The sequence below is a fragment of the Pseudomonas sp. B20(2017) genome, assembly GCF_002113125.1.
Taxonomy (GTDB): Bacteria; Pseudomonadota; Gammaproteobacteria; order Pseudomonadales; family Pseudomonadaceae; genus Aquipseudomonas.
In genome coordinates this window covers 59,340-81,216 of sequence record NZ_NEJP01000001.1, presented here as the reverse complement: position 1 = coordinate 81,216, position 21,877 = coordinate 59,340, and the positions used below count along the sequence as shown (strand labels likewise).

Genomic DNA, 21,877 nt, shown 5'->3' with positions numbered 1-21,877 from the left:
TCCTGAGGCAAACAAAAAGGCCATTCGACTCGCATCGAATGGCCTTTTTTGTGGCCGGCGCTTTACTCGGCGATCTGCAACTTGCGCGACTCGGTGTAGACGTAGCGCACCTTCTCGTACTCGAACGGTGAGTTCAGCTGACCGTAACGGAAGCTGGTCTGGTAACGCTTGTCGACGCCACGCAGTACCCAGACTTCCGGGTGGTTGGAGCTGACTTCCGAGACGTTGAGGAAGTTGATCGCGGACTCGGCGGTGTAGTCCACGGCGAGACCTGCGGTATCGCGCAGGTTCGACGGGCCGAGGATCGGCAGCACGAAGTAGGCGCCGCCCGGTACGCCGTAGAAGCCCAGGGTCTGGCCGAAGTCTTCGTTCTGACGCGGCAGGCCCATGGCGGTGGCCGGATCCCAGAGCCCGGCGATGCCGATGGTGGTGTTGAGCAGCAGGCGCGCGGTGGTTTCCATCGAGCGTTTGCCCTTGAACTGCAACAGGCTGTTGACCAGATTCGGCACGTCGCCAAGGTTGTTGAAGAAGTTGCTCACGCCGGTGCGCACGAAGCTCGGGGTGATGTAGCGATAACCATCGACCACCGGCAGGAACACCCATTGGTCGAAGCGGTAGTTGAAGTGGTAGACGCGCCGGTTCCACTCTTCCAGCGGGTCATAGACGTTCAGCGCGCTGAGGGTCGAGCGCTCGAACTCGCGCTGATCCAGCCCCGGGTTGAACTTGAGTTTGGACAGCGGCTCCTTGAAGCCGTCGCTGTCGATGACCACCGGTGCATTGGCTTTGCTGTTGTCGGCCTGGGCCATACCTGCACTGAGGAGCGCTGCAATCAGCAGGAGATATTTAGCCACGGAAGAACTCCAGCATGGCGTCGCTGTTGACGCGATAGTTAAGGTTGCCGCAATGGCCGCCCAGCGGATAAACGGTCAGGCGATCGCCGAAGGTGCGGCGCAGGAAACCGAGGTCGCCCGGGCCGAGGATCACGTCGTCGGCGTTGTGCATGACGGCTATTTTCGGGCTGTCGTGCAGGTAATCCTTCAGCGCGTACAGACTCACCTGATCGATCAGTTGCAGCAGGCTGCCGCCGTCGGTGCGGGCGCGCCACATCGGGATCACCTGTTCGGTGAGGTAGCAGTCGAAGTCACATTGCAGCGCACGCTTGAGGAACGGCGTGAGGCTGGTGCCTTCGGTGATCGGGAATTTCGGCGGGGTGATCAGGCCGCGACGGTTGATCAGGTCCGAAGTGAAGGCGATATCCGCCGCCGAGAAGCGGAACGAGGTGCCGATCAGCATCGCCATCTGCTCGTTGCTCAAGTGCTGCTTGGACTGCTGGAAGTCGTAAAGCAGTGCATCGTTGAGGTCGATGTAGCCTTTTTGCTGGAAGTAACGGGTCAGTTTGCTCAGCACCAGTTCATAGAACGTGGTGCTGTTGTTGATGCCCTTGACCTCGGTCTGCACCAGCTTGTCGAGGTTGGTAATCGAGGTGTAGAGGTTGACCGGCGGATTCAGCAGCAGGACTTTCTTGAAGTTGAAGCTGCGACGGGTTTCATCCAGATGGGCCACGAATGCCGCGTCCAGTGCGCCGAGGCTGTAGCCGCTGAGGTAATAGTCAGTGACCGGCAGTTTCGGATTTTGCGCCCGCACGGCCTGCATCACCCGGTACATGTCTTCGGCGTCTTCCTTGGTCACGCCGGGGGTGGCGAAACGCGAGGCGGCGCTCATGAAGTCGAAGCTGGTCGGCGATGACAGCTGCACCACGTGGTAGCCGGCCTTGTAATAAAGCTTCTTCAGGTATTCGTTGAGCGTGCTGTCGTAGCGCGCGCCGGTGCCGGCGATCAGGAAGATCAGCGGCGCGGCCTTGTCCTGGGTGGCGATGCGGTAAGTCAGTTTTTTCACCGGCCAGAAATTGTCCGGCAGGATGAATTCGCGCTCGGGGCGCAGGGTGACGCTGCGATCGGTCTGATCGATGTCATCGTCCAGTGGCAGTTCGGGGCGCAAGTCCGGCGGCGTGGTGGCGATGGTCGCCTCGAACGGGTTGGTCAGGGGATAGCCATAGCTGGCGGCGTCGATATCCACCGCCAGCGCGGACGCACTCAGAATAAGGCCGCCAAACAGGGCGGCGAAGCGCAAGGAACGGAGCATGACTGGATCCCTTAGAGGAAGGTGCCGAATGAAGTTCGCAGGCTATGACCACCGGGTTTGCGCCAAAGTGCCATGCCACGGCACCAAACTGACGGAATTCGGAGTAATAGTAGCCGGACGATACACTTTGCACGGAATGAATGACCAGTTAAGAGTTGTTAGCCCTTGCGTATGCGCGGCGGCAGATTAAGCTGGCCGCCGATTTCATCGATTGGAGTGTTCCATGTCCCGCCGCTTGCCCGTGATTTTGCTGCTCGTTCTGTTGCCATTGTGGCTGGCCGCCAGTTATGGCGCGCGATATGGCTTCATGGAGGACGCGCAGTGGGTGGGCATCTGCGTGGATGAGGCAAGCCGTTGGGAATGCTCGGTGCGCTCGAACCTGGGACTGATGATTCATTTCCAGATGCTGGGCTGGGCAGCGGTCGCGGCTGCGGTGATCGGTTTTGTCGTGCCGGGACGGGCAGGGTGGTGGCTGGCGGTGCTGGCGCTGGTGTTCGGGTTGCCGGCGTTGGCGCTATACAACACGACGCTGGCGGTGTTTGCGGTGGTGATTGCCGGGTTGCGACTGGTTAGAGAGTCTCGTGGCGTCTGACCGTCAGCCATCGTTGGCAAGCCAGCTCCCACACTTGATCTATGTCGACACAGAACTGTGGCAGACAAAAATCCTGTGGGAGCTGGCTTGCCAGCGAAGAGGCCGGTTCAGCCTCTGAAGATCAGCGGTTGCGAACCCGCAGGCAGCGCCACAACGCGGCCACCATCAACACGCTGACCAGCGCCCAGCCCCACGCCTGCTGATTCTGCAAACCTTCACGGAACAGCTGCGGCGCAATGCCGGCGCCGATGATGAAGGTCAGCAGGGCGATCTCCCGCCGAGCCACGGGTACCGGGCGGCACAGGTAAACCAGCGCCGGCAGAATGAACGCCACGCTCGGAAAACTGCGATAGCGCGGATCGAACACCATCTCAAGCATCATCACCGCAGCGGCGAAACCCGCTGCCGCAACCAGCCAGCCGGCCCGTCGCTCGAAAGCGTTGAACGCCCGTTCACGCCAGCCATTGCGGTCGCTCAAGGTCAGCGCGGCATGGGCCAGCACCAACAGATTCAGAGCTGTCAGTAACCCGACCCACAGCCATTCGCTGGCAAACCGCGTGGTCACCCGCGCCAGATCACCCCAGGCGCCGATCGAACAGGCGGCGAGGGCGCCGAGCAGCGGCAGGATCAGCGCCGAACGCGTTGTGCGAATCCGCCCACCCAGAAGCAATGTTCCAAGGAAAATCAGCCCGCCGACCACCAGCCACTGTGACCAGTACGGCACGTTCGACACCGGTCCGGCCAGCACGCCCTTGTCCTGGCGATCGGCATCGAACAGTCCCCAGTAACCGCCGACCGCGCCTTCACTGCCGCGCTTCCACGGCTGGTCGAACGCTTCGATCAGGTTGTAACGCCAGCCTTCCTGTTCGGCGAGGGTGACAAAACCACGAATGAACTTGGCCTCGTTGACCCGGCTCGGTAGCGCGGTCTCGCGCTGGCGGCCTTCGCTCGGCCAGCCGGTTTCGCCAATCATCACGTCCTTGGGCGCGAACTTGTTGCCGAACACCTGACGCACTTCCGCTACATGGTGCAGCGCGGCGTCGATGTTCGACGGATCGTCTTCCCAGTACGGCAATAAGTGAATGGTCAGGAAATCCACCGCCGGCGCGACTTCCGGGTGCTTGAGCCAGAATTCCCAGACATCGGCGTAGGTCACCGGCTGCTTGATGTGGCTTTTGACCTTGTTGATCAGCTTCACCAGTTGGGTGGCGGTCACTTCCTTGCGCAGCAAGGCTTCGTTGCCGACGATCACGGCGCTGACCACATCCGCGTTGGCGTTGGCCGAGGCAATCAGCAGATCGACTTCCTTCTCGGTGTCCACCGGATTGCTGTTGACCCACGCGCCGATCATCAACTTCAAACCGTGCTTGCGCGCCAGATCCGGCAGCGCTTCGAGGCCCGTCATTGAGTAGGTGCGAATGCATTCGAAACGGGTGGCGAGCAGGGCGAGGTCGGCGTCCATGCGCTCCGGGCGCAGTTTGAACGGCACGTCGAACGGCGACTGGTCTTTGTCGAACGGGGTATAGGAGGCGCATTGCAGCTTGTGAGTCGGGGTGGCGACGTCCGGCAGGATCACCGGTTTACCGAGGCCGTACCAGAAACCGCACAGGGCAAACAGCCCGAGCAGACAGGCGAACAGATAAGGAAGAAAGGGGAAGCGGGAGGTCGCGGACATGGTCAGGCCGAGTGGCTGCAAAGCGACGCATGTTACCTGCATTTATAAGCAGGTTGGTGGCCCGCACGATTTTGACATGCAAAGTTCGGGCGGATTGTCTGGCGCCAAATATCCGGAGGCAGTTAATGGCTTTCTGATGTCGTTTCTCGTTGCTTCGAGGTCGCTGGCAGAGCAGGTCTTAACGGGCGTCAGGTTGATGATCGGACTCATCAGTACTCCGCTGATGTTCGAACGAGTTCGCGAACGGGCGTGATGGGGGCGCCGAGCACCATAACAACACGTTGACGATGCCCGGCATCCGTCGGGCGCAGCATTTCGGGGAAGTAACGATGAAGATGCGACGACTTTTAGGCGCAGGTGCCGCTCTGGTGCTTGCGATGGGCTCCACACTCGCCAGTGCTGAAACCAAGACCCTGAACATCGGTTACGTTGACGGCTGGTCCGACAGCGTCGCGACCACCCACGTGGCGGCCGAAGTGATCAAGCAGAAACTCGGCTACGACGTGAAACTGCAAGCCGTCGCTACCGGCATCATGTGGCAGGGCGTTGCCACCGGCAAACTCGACGCCATGCTCTCGGCCTGGCTGCCGGTGACCCACGGCGAATACTGGACCAAGAACAAGGATCAGGTCGTCGATTACGGCCCGAACTTCAAGGACGCGAAAATCGGTCTGATCGTGCCTGAGTACGTCAAGGCCAAGACCATCGAAGACCTGAAAACCGACGACTCTTTCAAGAAACGCATCGTCGGCATCGACGCCGGTTCAGGCGTGATGCTCAAGACCGATCAGGCGATCAAGGATTACGACCTGACCGGCTATCAACTCAAGGCCAGTTCCGGTGCCGGCATGATTGCCGAGCTGACCCGCGCCGAGAAGAAAAACGAATCCATCGCAGTGACAGGCTGGGTGCCGCACTGGATGTTCGCCAAGTGGAAACTGCGCTTCCTCGACGATCCGAAAGGCGTGTACGGCGCGGCTGAAACCGTGAACAGCATCGGCAGCAAAGAACTGGCGACCAAGGCGCCGGAAGTGGCCAAGTTCCTGAAGAACTTCCAGTGGGCTTCGAAAGACGAAATCGGCGAAGTCATGCTGGCAATTCAGGACGGTGCAAAACCTGACGCAGCGGCCAAGGATTGGGTTGCCAAGCACCCTGAGCGTGTTGCCGACTGGACCAAGTGATTTAAGCCGAAGCGTCTAATCTGCGCTTCCCAGGGCCGCCCGACATGACAGTCGGGCGGCCTTTTTTGTTTGCCCACTATTAATAAGCAGCGTTGGCCGTTTTCGGCGGGTCTGGAAATTGGCAAAAACGTCATGGCGTTCTACTACTAAGGTCGTCTGGAACCCGGCTCGCAGCCGCATACAGTGGATATGTTCCAAAAATAAAAATCTGTGCTGCGAGGATAAAAACAATGAACGACAGCATTTACCTCTCGATTCAGAACAGCCCGCGCTTCAAGGAGCTGGTCAAGAAAAGAGAAAGGTTCGCCTGGATACTCTCGGCGATCATGCTCGGGCTCTACTCCGGCTTCATCCTTCTGATCGCGTACGGGCCGCAAGTGCTCGGGACGAAAATCAGTGCCGAATCATCCATCACCTGGGGCATCCCGATCGGTGTCGGACTGATTGTCTCGGCCTTCATCCTGACCGGCATCTACGTGCGCCGCGCCAATGGCGAGTTCGACGACCTGAACAACGCGATTCTCAAGGAGGCTCAGCAATGATCCGGCGTCTACTGGCTCTTTTGAGCATCGCAGCGTTCGCTCCGGCCGTCTGGGCCGCTGACGCCCTGACCGGCGAAGTCCACAAGCAACCGCTTAACGTTTCCGCGATCGTCATGTTCGTGGCGTTCGTTGGCGCGACCCTGTGCATCACTTACTGGGCGTCCAAACGCAATAACTCGGCCGCCGACTACTATGCGGCGGGCGGCAAGATCACCGGTTTCCAGAACGGTCTGGCAATTGCCGGTGACTACATGTCGGCGGCGTCCTTCCTGGGTATTTCCGCGCTGGTGTTCACCTCCGGCTACGATGGCCTGATCTACTCGATCGGCTTCCTGGTGGGCTGGCCGATCATTCTGTTCCTGATCGCCGAGCGTCTGCGTAATCTGGGCAAATACACCTTTGCCGACGTGGCGTCCTACCGCCTTGGGCAAACCCAGATCCGCACCCTGTCTGCCTGCGGTTCGCTGGTGGTGGTGGCGTTCTACCTGATCGCGCAAATGGTTGGTGCGGGCAAGCTGATCCAGCTGCTGTTCGGTCTCGACTACCACGTTGCGGTGATTCTGGTCGGTATCCTGATGTGCCTGTACGTGCTGTTCGGCGGCATGCTGGCAACCACCTGGGTGCAGATCATCAAGGCTGTGCTGTTGCTGTCCGGTGCCTCGTTCATGGCGCTGATGGTGATGAAGCACGTCAACTTCGATTTCAACACCCTGTTTTCCGAAGCCATCAAGGTTCACGCCAAGGGCGAAGCGATCATGAGCCCGGGTGGTCTGGTAAAAGACCCGATCTCGGCGTTCTCCCTTGGTTTGGCGCTGATGTTCGGTACCGCCGGCCTGCCGCACATCCTGATGCGCTTCTTCACTGTCAGCGACGCGAAAGAAGCCCGTAAGAGCGTGCTGTACGCGACCGGTTTCATTGGTTATTTCTACATCCTGACCTTCATCATCGGCTTCGGCGCGATCCTGCTGGTCAGCACCAACCCGGCCTTCAAAGATGCGGCGGGCGCTCTGCTCGGCGGCAACAACATGGCGGCGGTGCACCTGGCCAACGCCGTGGGCGGCAGCGTGTTCCTCGGCTTCATCTCGGCGGTGGCGTTCGCGACCATTCTGGCAGTGGTGGCAGGTCTGACCCTGGCCGGTGCTTCGGCGGTCTCTCACGACCTGTACGCCAGCGTGATCAAGAAGGGCAAGGCCAACGAGAAGGATGAAATCCGCGTTTCGAAGATCACCACCATCGCACTGGGCGTTCTGGCCATTGGCCTGGGCATCCTGTTCGAAAGCCAGAACATTGCGTTCATGGTCGGTCTGGCATTCTCCATCGCGGCGAGCTGCAACTTCCCGGTATTGCTGCTTTCGATGTACTGGAAGAAGCTGACCACCCGTGGCGCCATGATTGGCGGCTGGCTGGGTCTGGTGAGTGCGGTGGGCCTGATGATTCTTGGCCCGACCATCTGGGTGCAGATTCTGCATCACGAGAAGGCGATCTTCCCTTACGAGTATCCTGCGTTGTTCTCGATGATCATTGCGTTTATCGGGATCTGGTTCTTCTCGGTCACCGATAAGTCGGCCGAAGCCGAGAATGAGCGTGCGCTGTTCTTCCCGCAGTTTGTGCGTTCGCAGACTGGGTTGGGGGCTAGTGGGGCGGTTTCGCACTGAGGCTTTTTGTGTAGGTTGAGTTGAATGGAAAAATGCCCTGGTCGAGAGATTGGGGCATTTTTTTTGTGGGCGGTTATCGGATGTTCTTGGGGATTGGTGTATATCCGTTGCTGCGGTAACGGCTTCTTAGGGTTCCGCCCTTACGGCGGGTCACTTTTTCCAAACGCCGAAAAAGTAACCAAAAAGGCTTTACCCTGACGTACGGCCCTCGCTGTGGCTCGGGTTCCTTCGCTCCGGGATTGATCCGGGGGCATCGCCTACGGTTTGCTTCGCTGCACCTCCTCTCGATGCATGCGGCTGCGCCGCACGGTCGCTGCGCTCCCACCCCCGGATAAATCCCTCCACTCAGCCTTCCGACGGGCCCTGCGATCAAAAGCGGTACTCGAGCTAACGCTCATCGTGGTGAGTGGGGAGGAGCGTGGTGTGTTTGGCTTTGGCTCTGGCTTTTGATTTTTTGCCCCTTCGGCAGGCCGAGCGGAGGTGTTCATTAGGGGGTAGGCGCGCAGCGCCGTGCGGCGAAGCCGCATACATCGAGAGGAGGTGCAGCGAAGCAAACCGTAGGCGATGCCCCCTGATGGACACCGTAGCGAGGGAACACTGAGCCTAGGCGAAGTGCCGTACGCCGGGGCAAAAGCCTTTTGGTTCCTTTTTGGCGTTTGAAAAAGGGACTCGCTGTAAGAGCGAAACCGCCAGCGGCAGCACCCGAAGCAACGGATATACACCCAATCAACAAAAAACAGTCGGCCCAAAGGCCGCTGAGATGAAACAAACAAAAACGGCCCCCATTCACATGGAGGCCGTTCCCGGTACAACGCTAGGAGTCTATCGCAAGACAGCTCTTATTTGCGGTCTTCCAGCTTGGTGATATCCCGCGACTCGTAGCCGGTGTACAGCTGGCGCGGACGGCCAATCTTGTACGGGCTGGAAAGCATTTCCTTCCAGTGCGAAATCCAGCCGACAGTACGTGCCAGGGCGAAAATCACAGTGAACATGCTGGTCGGAATGCCGATCGCCTTGAGGATGATCCCCGAGTAGAAGTCGACGTTCGGGTACAGCGAGCGCTCGATGAAGTACGGGTCAGTCAGAGCGATCTCTTCCAGGCGCATGGCCAGTTCGAGTTGCGGATCGTTCTGGATGCCCAGTTCCTTCAACACTTCGTCGCAGGTCTGCTTCATGACAGTCGCGCGAGGGTCGCGGTTCTTGTAGACGCGGTGACCGAAGCCCATCAGCTTGAACGGATCGTTCTTGTCCTTGGCCTTGGCGATGAACTTGTCGATGTTCGAGACATCGCCGATTTCATCGAGCATGGTCAGCACGGCTTCGTTCGCACCACCGTGGGCAGGGCCCCACAGTGCGGCGATACCGGCGGCGATGCAGGCAAACGGGTTGGCACCCGAAGAGCCCGCCAGACGCACGGTGGAGGTCGAAGCGTTCTGCTCGTGGTCGGCGTGGAGGATGAAGATCCGGTCCATGGCCTTGGCGAGTACCGGGCTGATCGGTTTGATCTCGCACGGGGTGTTGAACATCATGTGCAGGAAGTTTTCCGCGTACGACAGGTCGTTGCGCGGGTACATCATGGGTTGGCCCATGGAGTACTTGTAAACCATCGCGGCCAGGGTCGGCATCTTGGCAACCAGGCGGATCGCGGAGATTTCGCGATGCTGCGGGTTATTGATGTCGAGGGAGTCGTGGTAGAAGGCCGAGAGGGCGCCGACTACACCACACATGACGGCCATCGGGTGGGCGTCACGGCGGAAGCCGTTGAAGAAGGTTTTCAGCTGCTCGTGAACCATGGTGTGGTTCTTCACGGTGCCGACGAACTGGGCCTTTTGCTCTGCAGTTGGCAGTTCGCCGTTCAGCAGCAGGTAGCAGGTTTCCAGGTAGTCCGACTTTTCAGCCAGCTGTTCGATCGGGTAGCCGCGGTGCAGCAGGATGCCGTTGTCGCCGTCGATATAGGTGATCTTCGATTCGCAGGAAGCGGTCGACATGAAACCGGGGTCGAAAGTGAAGCGGCCCGTGGCCGTCAGGCCCCGAACATCGATAACATCGGGACCAACGGTGCCGGTTAAAATGGGCAGCTCGACGGGGGCTGCGCCCTCGATGATCAACTGCGCTTTTTTGTCAGCCATGTGGCCTCCTATTTATGCTTGAAATCATCAGACAGACCCCCCACGCAGGGCCCGCACCACTATAGTGAGATAAATTCGAATGTCAATTTGCCTAAAGTCTTGCTCCAGAAGGCTTTAACCGTACTTTTTCCTCGAAATTGCCTGCCATTTACGCCTTTTATACGACTTGTGCAATCCGCTATTGGGGGTAGGCGATTGCGTTGTCATTAGTAGCCTAACTGTCTATACTCGGCGACCGACCGCCAAGGGCTTTTGGGCTCGCTTTCATTGGGGGTCGCATCCCTGGGTGGTGGTTACCTGACCAGTGCACTCCCCAACAACTTTGCCCTGATTGTTAGGGGCTCTTCAGTGTGAAAAAAAAGCCGTGAAAAGCCAACGACCTGTAAACCTAGACCTAAGGACCATCAAACTCCCCATCACCGGCGTTACGTCGTTTCTTCACCGTGTTTCCGGCATCATCCTCTTCCTGGGCCTCGGCATCATGCTTTATGCATTGGGCAAATCCCTGGGTTCCGAGGAAGGTTATGTCGAGGTGAAGGCATGCTTGACCAGCCCGCTGGCCAAGTTCGTAGCATGGGGCCTCCTGTCCGCTCTTCTGTATCACCTGGTTGCCGGTGTGCGCCACTTGATCATGGACATGGGCATCGGTGAGACGCTGGAAGGCGGCCGCCTGGGCTCGAAACTGATCATCGCCGTTTCCGTGGTGCTGATCGTTCTGGCAGGAGTTTGGATATGGTAACCAGCGTTACAAACCTTTCGCGTTCGGGCCTCTATGACTGGATGGCACAACGTGTGTCTGCGGTCGTTCTCGCGGCTTATTTCATTTTCCTGATCGGCTACCTCGCCGCGAACCCGGGCATTGGCTACGACCAATGGCACGGCCTGTTCGCCCACAACGGAATGCGTATCTTCAGTCTGCTGGCACTGGTTGCCCTGGGCGCTCACGCCTGGGTCGGCATGTGGACCATCGCGACCGACTACCTGACGCCAATGGCGCTGGGCAAGTCCGCGACTGCAGTACGTTTCCTTTTCCAGGCAGTATGCGGCGTCGCGATGTTCGCTTACTTCGTCTGGGGTGTGCAGATTCTCTGGGGTATCTGATTCATGGCTAACATTCCAACGATTTCTTTCGACGCCATCATTATTGGTGGCGGCGGTGCCGGCATGCGCGCTGCGCTGCAACTGGCACAGGGCGGTCACAAGACTGCCGTGATCACCAAGGTTTTCCCGACCCGTTCGCACACTGTGTCCGCACAGGGTGGCATCACCTGCGCCATCGCTTCGGCCGACCCGAACGATGACTGGCGCTGGCACATGTACGATACCGTCAAGGGTTCCGACTACATCGGTGACCAGGACGCTATCGAATACATGTGTCAGGAAGGCCCGGCTGCCGTTTTCGAGCTGGACCACATGGGTCTGCCGTTCTCGCGTACCGAAACCGGCCGTATCTACCAGCGTCCATTCGGCGGTCAGTCGAAGGATTACGGCAAAGGCGGGCAGGCTGCCCGTACCTGCGCCGCTTCCGACCGTACCGGTCACGCGCTGCTGCACACCCTTTATCAGGGCAACCTGAAAGCCGGTACCACGTTCCTGAACGAGTACTACGCTGTCGACCTGGTGAAAAACCAGGAAGGCGAATTCGTCGGTGTGATCGCGATCTGCATCGAAACCGGCGAAACCACCTACATCCGCGCCAAAGCCACCGTACTGGCTACCGGCGGTGCAGGTCGTATCTATGCATCCACCACCAACGCCCTGATCAACACCGGTGACGGCGTTGGCATGGCTCTGCGTGCTGGCGTGCCGGTACAAGACATCGAAATGTGGCAGTTCCACCCGACCGGCATCGCCGGCGCCGGTGTACTGGTGACCGAAGGTTGCCGTGGTGAAGGTGGTTACCTGATCAACAAGCACGGCGAGCGTTTCATGGAGCGTTATGCTCCGAACGCCAAAGACCTGGCTGGTCGTGACGTGGTTGCCCGTTCGATGGTTAAAGAAATCATCGCCGGCAACGGTTGCGGTCCGAATGGCGACCACGTGATGCTCAAACTCGACCACTTGGGCGAGGAAGTGCTGCACAGCCGTCTGCCAGGCATCTGCGAACTGTCGAAGACTTTTGCACACGTTGACCCGGTGGTTGCTCCGGTTCCGGTTGTTCCGACTTGCCACTACATGATGGGCGGCGTTGCCACCAACATTCACGGCCAGGCGATCACCCAGGACGCCGAAGGCGTGGATCAGATCATTCCTGGTCTGTTCGCGGTAGGTGAAGTGGCTTGCGTATCGGTTCATGGTGCCAACCGTCTGGGCGGCAACTCGCTGCTCGATCTGGTGGTATTCGGCCGCGCTGCCGGCCTGCACCTGGAGAAGGCGCTGACCGACGGCATCGAATACGACGACGCTACCGAAGCCGACATCGAAGCTGCCCTGGCGCGTCTGAACGCCCTGAACAACCGTACCGACGGCGAAGACGTCGCTACCCTGCGTCGCGAGCTGCAAAGCTGCATGCAGAACTACTTCGGTGTATTCCGTACCGGCGAATACATGCAGAAGGGTATCGCTCAGCTGGCAGATCTGCGCAAGCGCATCGCGAATGTGAAGATCAACGACAAGTCGCAGGCGTTCAACACTGCACGTATCGAAGCGCTGGAGCTGCAAAACCTGCTGGAAGTGGCTGAAGCTACCGCCATCGCTGCCGAAGTACGTAAAGAGTCCCGCGGCGCTCACGCCCGTGAAGACTTCGAAGACCGTGACGACGAAAACTGGCTGTGCCACACCCTGTACTTCCCGGGTGAGAAACGCGTCGCCAAGCGTGCCGTGAACTTCTCGCCGAAGACTGTTCCGACTTTCGAACCTAAAGTCCGGACTTATTAAGGGTGACCGCCATGTTGCAAGTCAGTGTTTATCGTTACAACCCTGATCAGGACGCTGCGCCGTTCATGCAGGAATTCCAGGTCGATACCGGTGGTAAAGACCTGATGGTGCTGGACGTGCTGGCCCTGATCAAAGAGCAGGACGAAGGTTTCTCCTATCGTCGCTCCTGCCGTGAAGGCGTCTGCGGCTCCGACGGCATGAACATCAACGGCAAGAACGGCCTGGCGTGCATCACGCCGCTGTCCGCAGTCGTGAAAGGTAACAAGCTGGTCATTCGTCCGCTGCCAGGTTTGCCGGTTATCCGTGACCTGGTTGTCGATATGAGCATCTTCTACAAGCAATACGAGAAGGTTAAGCCATTCCTGCAGAACGACACGCCGGCTCCGGCCATCGAGCGTCTGCAGTCCCCTGAAGAGCGTGAAAAGCTCGACGGTCTGTACGAGTGCATCCTGTGCGCTTGCTGCTCGACCTCTTGCCCGTCCTTCTGGTGGAACCCGGACAAGTTCCTGGGTCCAGCTGCCCTGCTGCAAGCGTACCGCTTCCTGGCAGACAGCCGTGACACCAAGACGTCCGAGCGTCTGGCGTCCCTCGATGACCCGTTCAGCGTCTTCCGCTGCCGGGGCATCATGAACTGCGTCAACGTATGTCCGAAAGGCCTGAACCCGACTAAGGCCATCGGTCACATCCGTAACATGCTGCTTTCGAGCGGCGTGTGATTCAGCTGCTGTACCCGCTGTACCCGTAGAAGGCTTAGGCGCGGGCTTCAACCCGCGCCATGGCTATAACCAGAGCAGCAGCCATAAGCTGCGGCTCTTATTTTGAAGAAATGAGACAAGCAGGGGCATCCGGGCTGGTACCCGGACTATCAGTGTGATCCTAAGTGGCTTGTTTTGGTCGCTGCATTCGGACTTCTGCAAGCTTGCTCGGTGTCGACACCGATGGTGTTCCCCTAACCGAGGGTGACCAAGCATGCAAGAAAGCGTGATGCAGCGCATGTGGAACAGCGCCTACCTTTCAGGTGGAAACGCTGCCTATGTGGAAGAGCTTTATGAGCTCTACCTGCACGACCCTAACGCTGTGCCAGAAGAGTGGCGCAACTACTTCCAGAAGTTGCCAGCCGACGGCAACTCCTCCACCGATGTTTCGCACTCCACAATCCGCGATCATTTCGTGCTGCTGGCAAAGAACCAGCGCCGCGCCCAACCGGTTTCCGCCGGCAGCGTGAGCTCTGAGCACGAGAAGAAGCAGGTTGAAGTGCTGCGATTGATCCAGGCCTACCGTATGCGTGGCCACCAGGCAGCCCAGCTTGACCCGCTGGGGCTGTGGCAGCGTCCTGCACCTGCAGACCTGTCGATCAATCATTACGGCTTGACCAATGCCGATCTTGATACGACCTTCCGTGCCGGCGACCTGTTCATCGGCAAAGAGGAAGCGAGCCTACGCGAAATTCACGAAGCGTTGCAGCAGACATATTGCCGCACCATCGGCGCTGAATTTACGCACATCACCGATTCCGAGCAGCGCCAGTGGTTCCAGCAGCGTCTGGAAAGCGTGCGTGGCCGTCCGGAGTATTCCGCCGACATCAAGAGCCACCTGCTCGAGCGTGTCACCGCCGGTGAAGGCCTCGAGAAATACCTGGGCACCAAATACCCGGGCACCAAGCGTTTCGGTCTGGAAGGCGGCGAAAGCCTGATTCCGATGCTCGACGAACTGATCCAGCGTTCCGGCTCCTACGGCACCAAGGAAGTCGTCATCGGCATGGCCCACCGTGGCCGTCTGAACGTACTGGTCAACACCTTCGGCAAGAACCCGCGCGAGCTGTTCGACGAGTTCGAAGGCAAGAAAAAGGTCGAGCTGGGTTCCGGTGACGTTAAATACCACCAGGGCTTCTCGTCCAACGTAATGACCGCCGGCGGTGAAGTTCACCTGGCCATGGCGTTCAACCCGTCCCACCTGGAAATCGTTTCCCCGGTGGTCGAAGGTTCGGTACGTGCCCGTCAGGACCGTCGTAACGACGCGACCGGCGAAAAAGTACTGCCGATCTCCATCCACGGTGATGCTGCATTCGCAGGTCAGGGCGTGGTGATGGAAACCTTCCAGATGTCGCAGACTCGCGGTTTCAAGACCGGCGGTACCGTGCACATCGTGATCAACAACCAGGTCGGTTTCACCATCAGCAACCCGCTGGACTCGCGCTCCACCGAGTACGCGACCGACGTTGCGAAAATGATCCAGGCGCCGATCCTCCATGTGAATGGTGATGATCCGGAAGCCGTATTGTTCGTGACCCAGCTGGCGATCGATTACCGCATGCAGTTCAAGCGTGACGTGGTGATCGACCTGGTCTGCTACCGTCGTCGTGGTCACAACGAGGCCGACGAGCCGAGCGGCACCCAGCCTCTGATGTATCAGCAGATTACCAAGCAGCGCACCACCCGTGAGCTGTACGCTGATCGTCTGACCCAGGCCGGTGTATTGGACGCAGAGCGTGTTCAGGCGAAAGTCGACGAATACCGCAACGCGCTGGACAACGGTCTGCACGTGGTGAAGTCGCTGGTCAAGGAGCCGAACAAAGAGCTGTTCGTGGACTGGCGTCCGTATCTGGGCCACACCTGGACTGCGCGTCACGACACACGCTTCGATCTGAAGACCCTGCAGGAACTGTCCGCCAAGTTGCTGGAAATTCCGGAAGGCTTCGTGGTTCAGCGTCAGGTCGCGAAGATCTACGAAGACCGTCAGAAGATGCAAGCTGGCGGCCTGCCGATCAACTGGGGTTATGCCGAAACCATGGCGTACGCGACCCTGGCGTTCGAAGGTCACCCGATCCGCATGACCGGTCAGGACATCGGCCGCGGTACGTTCTCGCACCGTCACGCTGTGCTGCACAACCAGAAAGATGCCGGTACCTATGTGCCGTTGAAGCATCTGTTCGAAGGTCAGCCGCGTTTCGAACTGTACGACTCGTTCCTGTCGGAAGAAGCCGTACTGGCGTTCGAATACGGTTACTCGACCACCACGCCGAACGCGCTGGTGATCTGGGAAGCCCAGTTTGGCGACTTCGCCAACGGTGCTCAGGTCGTGATCGACCAGTTCATCACCAGCGGCGAGCACAAGTGGGGCCGTCTCTGCGGTCTGACCATGCTGCTGCCACACGGTTACGAAGGTCAGGGCCCTGAGCACAGCTCGGCACGTCTTGAGCGTTACCTGCAGCTGTGCGCCGAGCACAACATTCAGGTGTGCATGCCGACCACCCCGGCCCAGATCTACCACTTGCTGCGTCGTCAGGTGATTCGCCCGCTGCGCAAGCCATTGGTCGTTCTGACTCCAAAGTCGCTGCTGCGCCACAAGCTGGCCATCTCGACCCTGGAAGATCTGGCCGAAGGTTCGTTCCAGACCGTTATCCCGGAAATCGATGCCCTGGACCCGAAAAAGGTCGAGCGCGTTGTTCTGTGCAGCGGCAAGGTCTACTACGACCTGCTGGAAAAACGTCGTGCCGAAGGCCGCGAAGATATCGCCATCGTGCGTATCGAGCAGTTGTACCCGTTCCCTGAGGACGACTTGAAAGAAGTCCTGGCTCCTTACACCAATGCCAAAGCGGCCGTGTGGTGTCAGGAAGAGCCGATGAACCAGGGCGCCTGGTACTGCAGTCAGCACCACTTGCGTCGCAGCATCAGCAACCTCAACAAATCTCTCGTACTTGAGTACGCGGGCCGTGAGGCTTCTGCTGCACCAGCATGTGGTTACGCATCGATGCACGCCGAGCAGCAGGAACAACTGCTGCAAGACGCGTTTACCGTTTAACGCCTTCGCGCACCTGAAACCGAATTTAAGGAACCACAGATAATGGCTATCGAGATCAAAGCCCCCACTTTCCCGGAATCGGTTGCCGATGGCACCGTTGCCACCTGGCACAAACAACCGGGCGACGCCGTCAAGCGTGACGAACTGATCGTCGACATCGAAACCGACAAAGTCGTACTGGAAGTGCTGGCTACCGCCGACGGCGTGCTGGGCGCAATCGTCAAGGGCGAGGGCGAAACCGTCCTGTCCGACGAAGTCCTGGGCTCCATCGTTGAAGGCGGCGCTGCTGCTGCCGCTCCGGCTGCCACTGCTGCTCCGGCCGCTGCTGCCGCTGCCGCTGCTCCGGCCGCCGATGGCGAAGACGACCCGATCGCTGCTCCTGCCGCGCGCAAGCTGGCTGAAGAGAACGGCATCAATATCGCTTCCGTTGCCGGCACCGGCAAAGGCGGTCGCGTGACCAAGGAAGACGTGGTTGCAGCGGTTGCTGCCAAGAAAGCCGCTCCGGCTGCCGCGCCTGCCAAGGCTGCTGCTCCGGCTGCCGCTGCTCCTGTGTTCGCCGCTGGCGATCGCGTCGAGAAGCGCGTTCCGATGACCCGCGTTCGTGCCACTGTTGCCAAGCGTCTGGTTGAAGCTCAATCGAACATGGCAATGCTGACCACTTTCAACGAAGTCGACATGACTGAAGTCATGGCCCTGCGTTCGAAGTACAAGGACCTGTTCGAGAAGTCCCACAACGGCGTGCGCCTGGGCTTCATGTCGTTCTTCGTGAAGGCTGCCACCGAAGCGCTGAAACGCTTCCCGGCAGTCAACGCTTCGATCGACGGCAACGACATCGTTTACCACGGTTATGCCGACATCGGCGTCGCTGTTTCCAGCGACCGTGGCCTGGTAGTTCCGGTTCTGCGTAACGCCGAACACATGAGCCTGGCTGAAATCGAAGGCGGCATCGCCACCTTCGGCAAGAAAGCCCGTGACGGCAAACTGTCGATGGACGAAATGACCGGCGGTACCTTCACCATCACCAACGGTGGTACCTTCGGTTCGATGATGTCGACCCCGATCGTCAACCCGCCGCAGGCAGCGATTCTGGGCATGCACAACATCATCCAGCGTCCGATGGCCATCAACGGTCAGGTCGTGATCCGTCCGATGATGTACCTGGCACTGTCCTACGATCACCGTCTGATCGATGGCAAAGAAGCTGTAACCTTCCTGGTGACCATCAAGAACCTGCTGGAAGATCCGGCTCGTCTGTTGCTGGATATCTGATAGAAGCAGTCGCGTGCTGCAAGCTTCAAGCTGCGGGAAAACGCAGCCTGGCTTGCAGCGCGCGGCTTGAAGCTTTTCGCTAAAGAGGATTTTTTGAATGTCGCAGAAATTTGACGTAGTAGTGATCGGTGCGGGCCCTGGCGGCTACGTGGCAGCTATCAAGGCCGCGCAACTCGGCCTGAGCACTGCCTGCATCGAGAAGTACACTGATGCTGAAGGCAAGCAAGCCCTGGGCGGCACCTGCCTGAACGTAGGCTGCATTCCTTCCAAGGCGCTGCTGGACAGCTCCTGGAAATACAAGGAAGCGAAAGAAAGCTTCAATGTCCACGGTATCTCGACCGGCGAAGTCAAAATGGACGTCGCTGCGATGGTTGGCCGCAAGGCTGGCATCGTCAAGAACCTGACCGGTGGTGTTGCCACTCTGTTCAAGGCCAACGGCGTGACTTCGATTCAGGGCCACGGCAAACTGCTGGCCGGCAAGAAAGTCGAAGTCACCAAGCCGGACGGCTCGGTTGAAGTCATCGAAGCCGAAAACGTCATCCTGGCTCCAGGCTCGCGTCCGATCGACATTCCACCGGCTCCGGTCGATCAGAAAGTCATCGTTGATTCGACTGGCGCTCTGGAATTCCAGACCGTACCGAAGCGTCTGGGCGTGATCGGCGCTGGCGTGATCGGTCTGGAACTGGGTTCGGTGTGGTCGCGTCTGGGTGCAGAAGTGACTGTCCTGGAAGCGCTGGACACCTTCCTGATGGCAGCGGACACCGCTGTTTCCAAGGAAGCGCTGAAAACCCTGACCAAGCAAGGTCTGGACATCAAACTGGGCGCTCGCGTAACCGGTTCCAAAGTGAACGGCGACGAGGTCGTTGTGAACTACACCGACGCCAACGGCGAACAGACCATCACTTTCGACAAGCTGATCGTAGCCGTTGGTCGCCGTCCGGTGACCACTGATCTGCTGGCTGCCGACAGCGGCGTGACCCTGGACGAGCGCGGTTTCGTGCACGTTGACGATCACTGCGCCACCACCGTACCGGGCGTTTACGCCATCGGTGACGTGGTCCGCGGCATGATGCTGGCTCACAAGGCCTCGGAAGAGGGCATCATGGTTGTCGAGCGCATCAAGGGCCACAAGGCCCAGATGAACTATGACCTGATCCCATCGGTTATTTATACTCACCCGGAAATCGCGTGGGTTGGTAAAACCGAGCAGGCCTTGAAAGCTGAAGGCGTTGAAGTTAACGTCGGCACCTTCCCGTTCGCAGCATCCGGCCGTGCCATGGCCGCCAACGATACCGGTGGTTTCGTCAAGGTCATCGCTGATGCCAAGACCGACCGCGTATTGGGCGTGCACGTGATTGGCCCGAGCGCTGCAGAACTGGTTCAGCAGGGCGCGATCGGTATGGAATTCGGCACCAGTGCTGAAGACCTGGGCATGATGGTTTTCTCCCATCCGACCCTGTCTGAAGCCTTGCACGAAGCAGCTTTGGCAGTGAATGGCGGCGCCATCCACATTGCCAACCGCAAGAAGCGTTAAGACACAATAAGAAACCACGGCGGTACGGCCCGTCGTGAGCCTTGCGTGCAAGACTCACCGCGGAATGTCCGCTGGACGCAGCCTTGCGTAGCTGCACCGGGTATCCGGAAAGGCTACGCAAGCAGCAGTCACAGGTGGCGCGGCACTCATAAAGAGCGCAGCGCCGAATGCGCAGTACCTAACGAAGACGGTAAAAAGCATGAATCTTCACGAGTATCAGGGTAAGCAGCTGTTCGCTGAATACGGCCTGCCAGTTTCCACTGGTTTCGCAGTAGACACCCCGGAAGCAGCAGCAGAAGCTTGCGACAAAATCGGCGGCAACGAGTGGGTTGTCAAAGCCCAGGTTCACGCCGGTGGTCGCGGTAAAGCAGGCGGCGTCAAGCTGGTTCGCAGCAAAGAAGACGCCAAAGCCTTCGCACAGCAGTGGCTGGGCAAGCGTCTGGTGACTTACCAGACTGACGCCAACGGCCAGCCAGTCACCAAGATCCTGGTTGAATCGTGCACTGATATCGCTAAAGAGCTGTACCTGGGCGCTGTCGTTGACCGTTCGAGCCGTCGCATCGTGTTCATGGCTTCCACCGAAGGTGGCGTGGACATCGAGAAAATCGCTCACGACACTCCAGAAAAAATTCTGAAAGCCACTATCGATCCACTGGTTGGCGCTCAGCCATTCCAGGGTCGCGAGCTGGCATTCCAGCTGGGTCTGGAAGGCAAGCAGGTTGCTCAGTTCGCCAAGATCTTCGTAGGTCTGGCCAAGCTGTTCAAGGATCACGACCTGGCTCTGCTGGAAGTGAACCCGCTGGTGATCAAGGCTGACGGCGATCTGCACTGCCTGGACGCCAAGATCAACATCGACGCCAACGCAATGTACCGTCAGCCTAAGCTGAAGACTTTCCACGATCCGTCGCAGGACGATCCGCGCGAAGCGCACGCTGCCAAGTTCGAACTGAACTACGTAGCGCTGGAAGGCAACATCGGCTGCATGGTGAACGGTGCCGGCCTGGCCATGGGTACCATGGACATCGTCAACCTGCACGGCGGCAAGCCAGCCAACTTCCTCGACGTAGGTGGTGGTGCTACCAAAGAACGCGTAACCGAAGCTTTCAAAATCATTCTGTCCGACAGCAACGTCGCTGCAGTACTGGTTAACATCTTCGGCGGCATCGTTCGTTGCGACATGATTGCCGAAGGCATCATCGGTGCAGTGAAAGAAGTCGGCGTGAAAATCCCGGTTGTTGTTCGTCTTGAAGGCAACAACGCTGAACTGGGCGCTAAAGTACTGGCAGAAAGCGGTTTGAACATCATCGCTGCTACCAGCCTGACCGACGCTGCTCAACAAGTCGTTAAAGCTGCGGAGGGCAAGTAATGAGCGTCCTGATCAATAAAGACACCAAAGTAATCTGCCAGGGCTTCACCGGTGCGCAGGGTACTTTCCACTCCGAACAAGCCATTGCCTACGGCACCAAAATGGTTGGCGGCGTGACTCCAGGCAAAGGTGGCACCACTCACCTGAACCTGCCTGTGTTCAACACCGTGAAAGAAGCTGTAGAAGCCACTGGCGCCACCGCCAGCGTAATCTACGTTCCGGCTCCTTTCTGCAAGGACTCGATCCTGGAAGCTGCTTTCGGCGGCATCAAGCTGATCGTCTGCATCACCGAAGGCATTCCTACCCTGGACATGCTGGACGCTAAAGTTAAGTGCGACGAGCTGGGTGTTACCCTGATCGGCCCTAACTGCCCAGGCGTGATCACCCCAGGCGAATGCAAGATCGGCATCATGCCAGGTCACATTCACTTGCCAGGCAAGGTCGGTATCGTTTCCCGTTCCGGCACCCTGACCTACGAAGCTGTCAAGCAGACTACTGACGCCGGTTTCGGTCAGTCGACTTGCGTCGGCATCGGTGGTGACCCGATTCCGGGTTCGAACTTCATCGACATCCTGAAGCTGTTCCAGGAAGACCCGAAGACCGAAGCGATCGTCATGATCGGCGAGATCGGCGGTTCGGCTGAAGAAGAAGCGGCTGCCTATATCAAGGCCAACGTGACCAAGCCGGTTGTTTCCTACATCGCTGGTGTGACTGCTCCTCCGGGCAAGCGCATGGGCCATGCTGGCGCAATCATCTCCGGCGGCAAAGGCACTGCAGACGAGAAATTCGCTGCTCTGCAAGACGCAGGCGTGAAAACCGTGCGTTCGCTGGCAGACATCGGCAAGGCCCTGGCCGAGCTGACTGGCTGGGAAGTGAAGAAGTAAGCTTCGGCTGACTTCTCTGCTCCAGCAACAAAGGCCGCCTTCGGGTGGCCTTTGTCGTTTCTGGCGTTCGGGTGGACGATGGCAATTTATAAGCACTCACCCAATAACATGCAAAAACGCGACACAGAAACGTCGCGTATCGGATAGTTCGCCCTCTAACAGTGCGTTTGTCAGGCAAATTCGTTAGGCTAGCAGCCATTTTTGCGTCTGCCGCCCACAAGGCATGCAAC

The 21,877-nt window shown here is 58.8% G+C and carries 17 protein-coding genes; 13 read left to right on the top strand and 4 right to left on the bottom strand.

Annotation, left to right across the window (positions count from 1 at the left end; all coding sequences use genetic code 11):
- Positions 1 to 62: 62 nt before the first annotated feature.
- Positions 63 to 851 (bottom strand): VacJ family lipoprotein, encoded by a 789-nt coding sequence (locus CAF63_RS00400; protein ID WP_085682954.1) that lies wholly within the window; start codon positions 849 to 851, stop codon positions 63 to 65.
- On the bottom strand, positions 844 to 2,142 hold the full coding sequence (locus CAF63_RS00395) for a serine protein kinase PrkA (RefSeq protein WP_007959293.1): 1,299 nt from the start codon (positions 2,140 to 2,142) through the stop codon (positions 844 to 846). The genes CAF63_RS00400 and CAF63_RS00395 overlap by 8 nt, the downstream gene beginning before the upstream one ends.
- Before the next feature lie 223 nt (positions 2,143 to 2,365).
- Here CAF63_RS00395 and CAF63_RS00390 point away from each other — a divergent pair, with 223 nt between their 5' ends.
- Positions 2,366 to 2,734: a hypothetical protein gene (locus CAF63_RS00390; RefSeq protein WP_085682953.1), complete on the top strand. Its 369-nt coding sequence runs from the start codon at positions 2,366 to 2,368 to the stop codon at positions 2,732 to 2,734.
- A 121-nt stretch (positions 2,735 to 2,855) separates the two neighbouring features.
- Here the strand turns inward: CAF63_RS00390 and CAF63_RS00385 are convergent, their stop codons facing one another.
- On the bottom strand, positions 2,856 to 4,451 hold the full coding sequence (locus CAF63_RS00385) for a beta (1-6) glucans synthase (RefSeq protein WP_085682952.1): 1,596 nt from the start codon (positions 4,449 to 4,451) through the stop codon (positions 2,856 to 2,858).
- A 287-nt stretch (positions 4,452 to 4,738) separates the two neighbouring features.
- Between CAF63_RS00385 and CAF63_RS00375 the strand changes: the two genes are divergently transcribed.
- From CAF63_RS00375 to CAF63_RS00365, 3 genes are all read left to right on the top strand, one after another.
- A complete protein-coding gene (locus CAF63_RS00375) occupies positions 4,739 to 5,590 on the top strand; it encodes a glycine betaine ABC transporter substrate-binding protein (RefSeq protein ID WP_007959306.1) in 852 nt (283 codons plus the stop codon).
- 230 nt (positions 5,591 to 5,820) lie between these two features.
- Positions 5,821 to 6,132, top strand: a complete 312-nt coding sequence (locus CAF63_RS00370) for a DUF485 domain-containing protein (RefSeq protein ID WP_085682951.1) — start codon at positions 5,821 to 5,823, stop codon at positions 6,130 to 6,132.
- A complete protein-coding gene (locus CAF63_RS00365; RefSeq protein WP_085682950.1) occupies positions 6,129 to 7,787 on the top strand; it encodes a cation acetate symporter in 1,659 nt (552 codons plus the stop codon). The genes CAF63_RS00370 and CAF63_RS00365 overlap by 4 nt, the downstream gene beginning before the upstream one ends.
- 839 nt (positions 7,788 to 8,626) lie before the next feature.
- On the opposite strand, the gene gltA is transcribed toward CAF63_RS00365, so the two are convergent.
- Positions 8,627 to 9,916, bottom strand: a complete 1,290-nt coding sequence (gene gltA / locus CAF63_RS00360; protein WP_007959044.1) for a citrate synthase — start codon at positions 9,914 to 9,916, stop codon at positions 8,627 to 8,629.
- 364 nt (positions 9,917 to 10,280) lie between these two features.
- Between gltA and sdhC the strand changes: the two genes are divergently transcribed.
- The 9 genes from sdhC (at position 10,281) to sucD (ending at position 21,647) form a co-directional block, all read left to right on the top strand.
- Positions 10,281 to 10,655: a succinate dehydrogenase, cytochrome b556 subunit gene (sdhC, locus tag CAF63_RS00355; protein ID WP_011333113.1), complete on the top strand. Its 375-nt coding sequence runs from the start codon at positions 10,281 to 10,283 to the stop codon at positions 10,653 to 10,655.
- A complete protein-coding gene (sdhD, locus tag CAF63_RS00350; protein ID WP_007977503.1) occupies positions 10,649 to 11,017 on the top strand; it encodes a succinate dehydrogenase, hydrophobic membrane anchor protein in 369 nt (122 codons plus the stop codon). The genes sdhC and sdhD overlap by 7 nt, the downstream gene beginning before the upstream one ends.
- A gap of 3 nt (positions 11,018 to 11,020) precedes the next feature.
- Positions 11,021 to 12,793: a succinate dehydrogenase flavoprotein subunit gene (gene sdhA, locus CAF63_RS00345; RefSeq protein ID WP_085682949.1), complete on the top strand. Its 1,773-nt coding sequence runs from the start codon at positions 11,021 to 11,023 to the stop codon at positions 12,791 to 12,793.
- An 11-nt stretch (positions 12,794 to 12,804) separates the two neighbouring features.
- Positions 12,805 to 13,509 (top strand): succinate dehydrogenase iron-sulfur subunit, encoded by a 705-nt coding sequence (locus tag CAF63_RS00340; protein WP_085683347.1) that lies wholly within the window; start codon positions 12,805 to 12,807, stop codon positions 13,507 to 13,509.
- A gap of 253 nt (positions 13,510 to 13,762) precedes the next feature.
- Positions 13,763 to 16,594: a 2-oxoglutarate dehydrogenase E1 component gene (locus CAF63_RS00335; protein WP_085682948.1), complete on the top strand. Its 2,832-nt coding sequence runs from the start codon at positions 13,763 to 13,765 to the stop codon at positions 16,592 to 16,594.
- Between the two features lie 42 nt (positions 16,595 to 16,636).
- Complete coding sequence (gene odhB, locus CAF63_RS00330) at positions 16,637 to 17,863, top strand: 2-oxoglutarate dehydrogenase complex dihydrolipoyllysine-residue succinyltransferase (RefSeq protein ID WP_085682947.1); 1,227 nt, start codon at positions 16,637 to 16,639, stop codon at positions 17,861 to 17,863.
- A gap of 97 nt (positions 17,864 to 17,960) precedes the next feature.
- The gene (gene lpdA, locus CAF63_RS00325; protein ID WP_085682946.1) at positions 17,961 to 19,397 is read left to right on the top strand and encodes a dihydrolipoyl dehydrogenase; all 1,437 of its coding nucleotides are present in this window, start codon (positions 17,961 to 17,963) and stop codon (positions 19,395 to 19,397) included.
- Positions 19,398 to 19,596: 199 nt separating this feature from the next.
- Positions 19,597 to 20,763: an ADP-forming succinate--CoA ligase subunit beta gene (gene sucC / locus CAF63_RS00320; protein WP_007959029.1), complete on the top strand. Its 1,167-nt coding sequence runs from the start codon at positions 19,597 to 19,599 to the stop codon at positions 20,761 to 20,763.
- A complete protein-coding gene (sucD, locus tag CAF63_RS00315) occupies positions 20,763 to 21,647 on the top strand; it encodes a succinate--CoA ligase subunit alpha (RefSeq protein ID WP_011333119.1) in 885 nt (294 codons plus the stop codon). Before sucC ends, sucD begins: the two co-directional genes overlap by 1 nt.
- Positions 21,648 to 21,877: the final 230 nt, after the last annotated feature.

Bases quoted from the DNA above. Each gene is read 5' to 3' on its own strand.
- CAF63_RS00395 (WP_007959293.1), bottom strand. From the start codon at position 2,142: ATGCTCCGTTCCTTGCGCTTCGCCGCCCTGTTTGGCGGCCTTATTCTG.
- CAF63_RS00390 (WP_085682953.1), top strand. From the start codon at position 2,366: ATGTCCCGCCGCTTGCCCGTGATTTTGCTGCTCGTTCTGTTGCCATTG.
- CAF63_RS00385 (WP_085682952.1), bottom strand. From the start codon at position 4,451: ATGCAGGTAACATGCGTCGCTTTGCAGCCACTCGGCCTGACCATGTCC.
- CAF63_RS00375 (WP_007959306.1), top strand. From the start codon at position 4,739: ATGAAGATGCGACGACTTTTAGGCGCAGGTGCCGCTCTGGTGCTTGCG.
- CAF63_RS00370 (WP_085682951.1), top strand. From the start codon at position 5,821: ATGAACGACAGCATTTACCTCTCGATTCAGAACAGCCCGCGCTTCAAG.
- CAF63_RS00365 (WP_085682950.1), top strand. From the start codon at position 6,129: ATGATCCGGCGTCTACTGGCTCTTTTGAGCATCGCAGCGTTCGCTCCG.
- gltA (WP_007959044.1), bottom strand. From the start codon at position 9,916: ATGGCTGACAAAAAAGCGCAGTTGATCATCGAGGGCGCAGCCCCCGTC.
- sdhD (WP_007977503.1), top strand. From the start codon at position 10,649: ATGGTAACCAGCGTTACAAACCTTTCGCGTTCGGGCCTCTATGACTGG.
- sdhA (WP_085682949.1), top strand. From the start codon at position 11,021: ATGGCTAACATTCCAACGATTTCTTTCGACGCCATCATTATTGGTGGC.
- CAF63_RS00340 (WP_085683347.1), top strand. From the start codon at position 12,805: ATGTTGCAAGTCAGTGTTTATCGTTACAACCCTGATCAGGACGCTGCG.
- CAF63_RS00335 (WP_085682948.1), top strand. From the start codon at position 13,763: ATGCAAGAAAGCGTGATGCAGCGCATGTGGAACAGCGCCTACCTTTCA.
- odhB (WP_085682947.1), top strand. From the start codon at position 16,637: ATGGCTATCGAGATCAAAGCCCCCACTTTCCCGGAATCGGTTGCCGAT.
- lpdA (WP_085682946.1), top strand. From the start codon at position 17,961: ATGTCGCAGAAATTTGACGTAGTAGTGATCGGTGCGGGCCCTGGCGGC.
- sucC (WP_007959029.1), top strand. From the start codon at position 19,597: ATGAATCTTCACGAGTATCAGGGTAAGCAGCTGTTCGCTGAATACGGC.
- sucD (WP_011333119.1), top strand. From the start codon at position 20,763: ATGAGCGTCCTGATCAATAAAGACACCAAAGTAATCTGCCAGGGCTTC.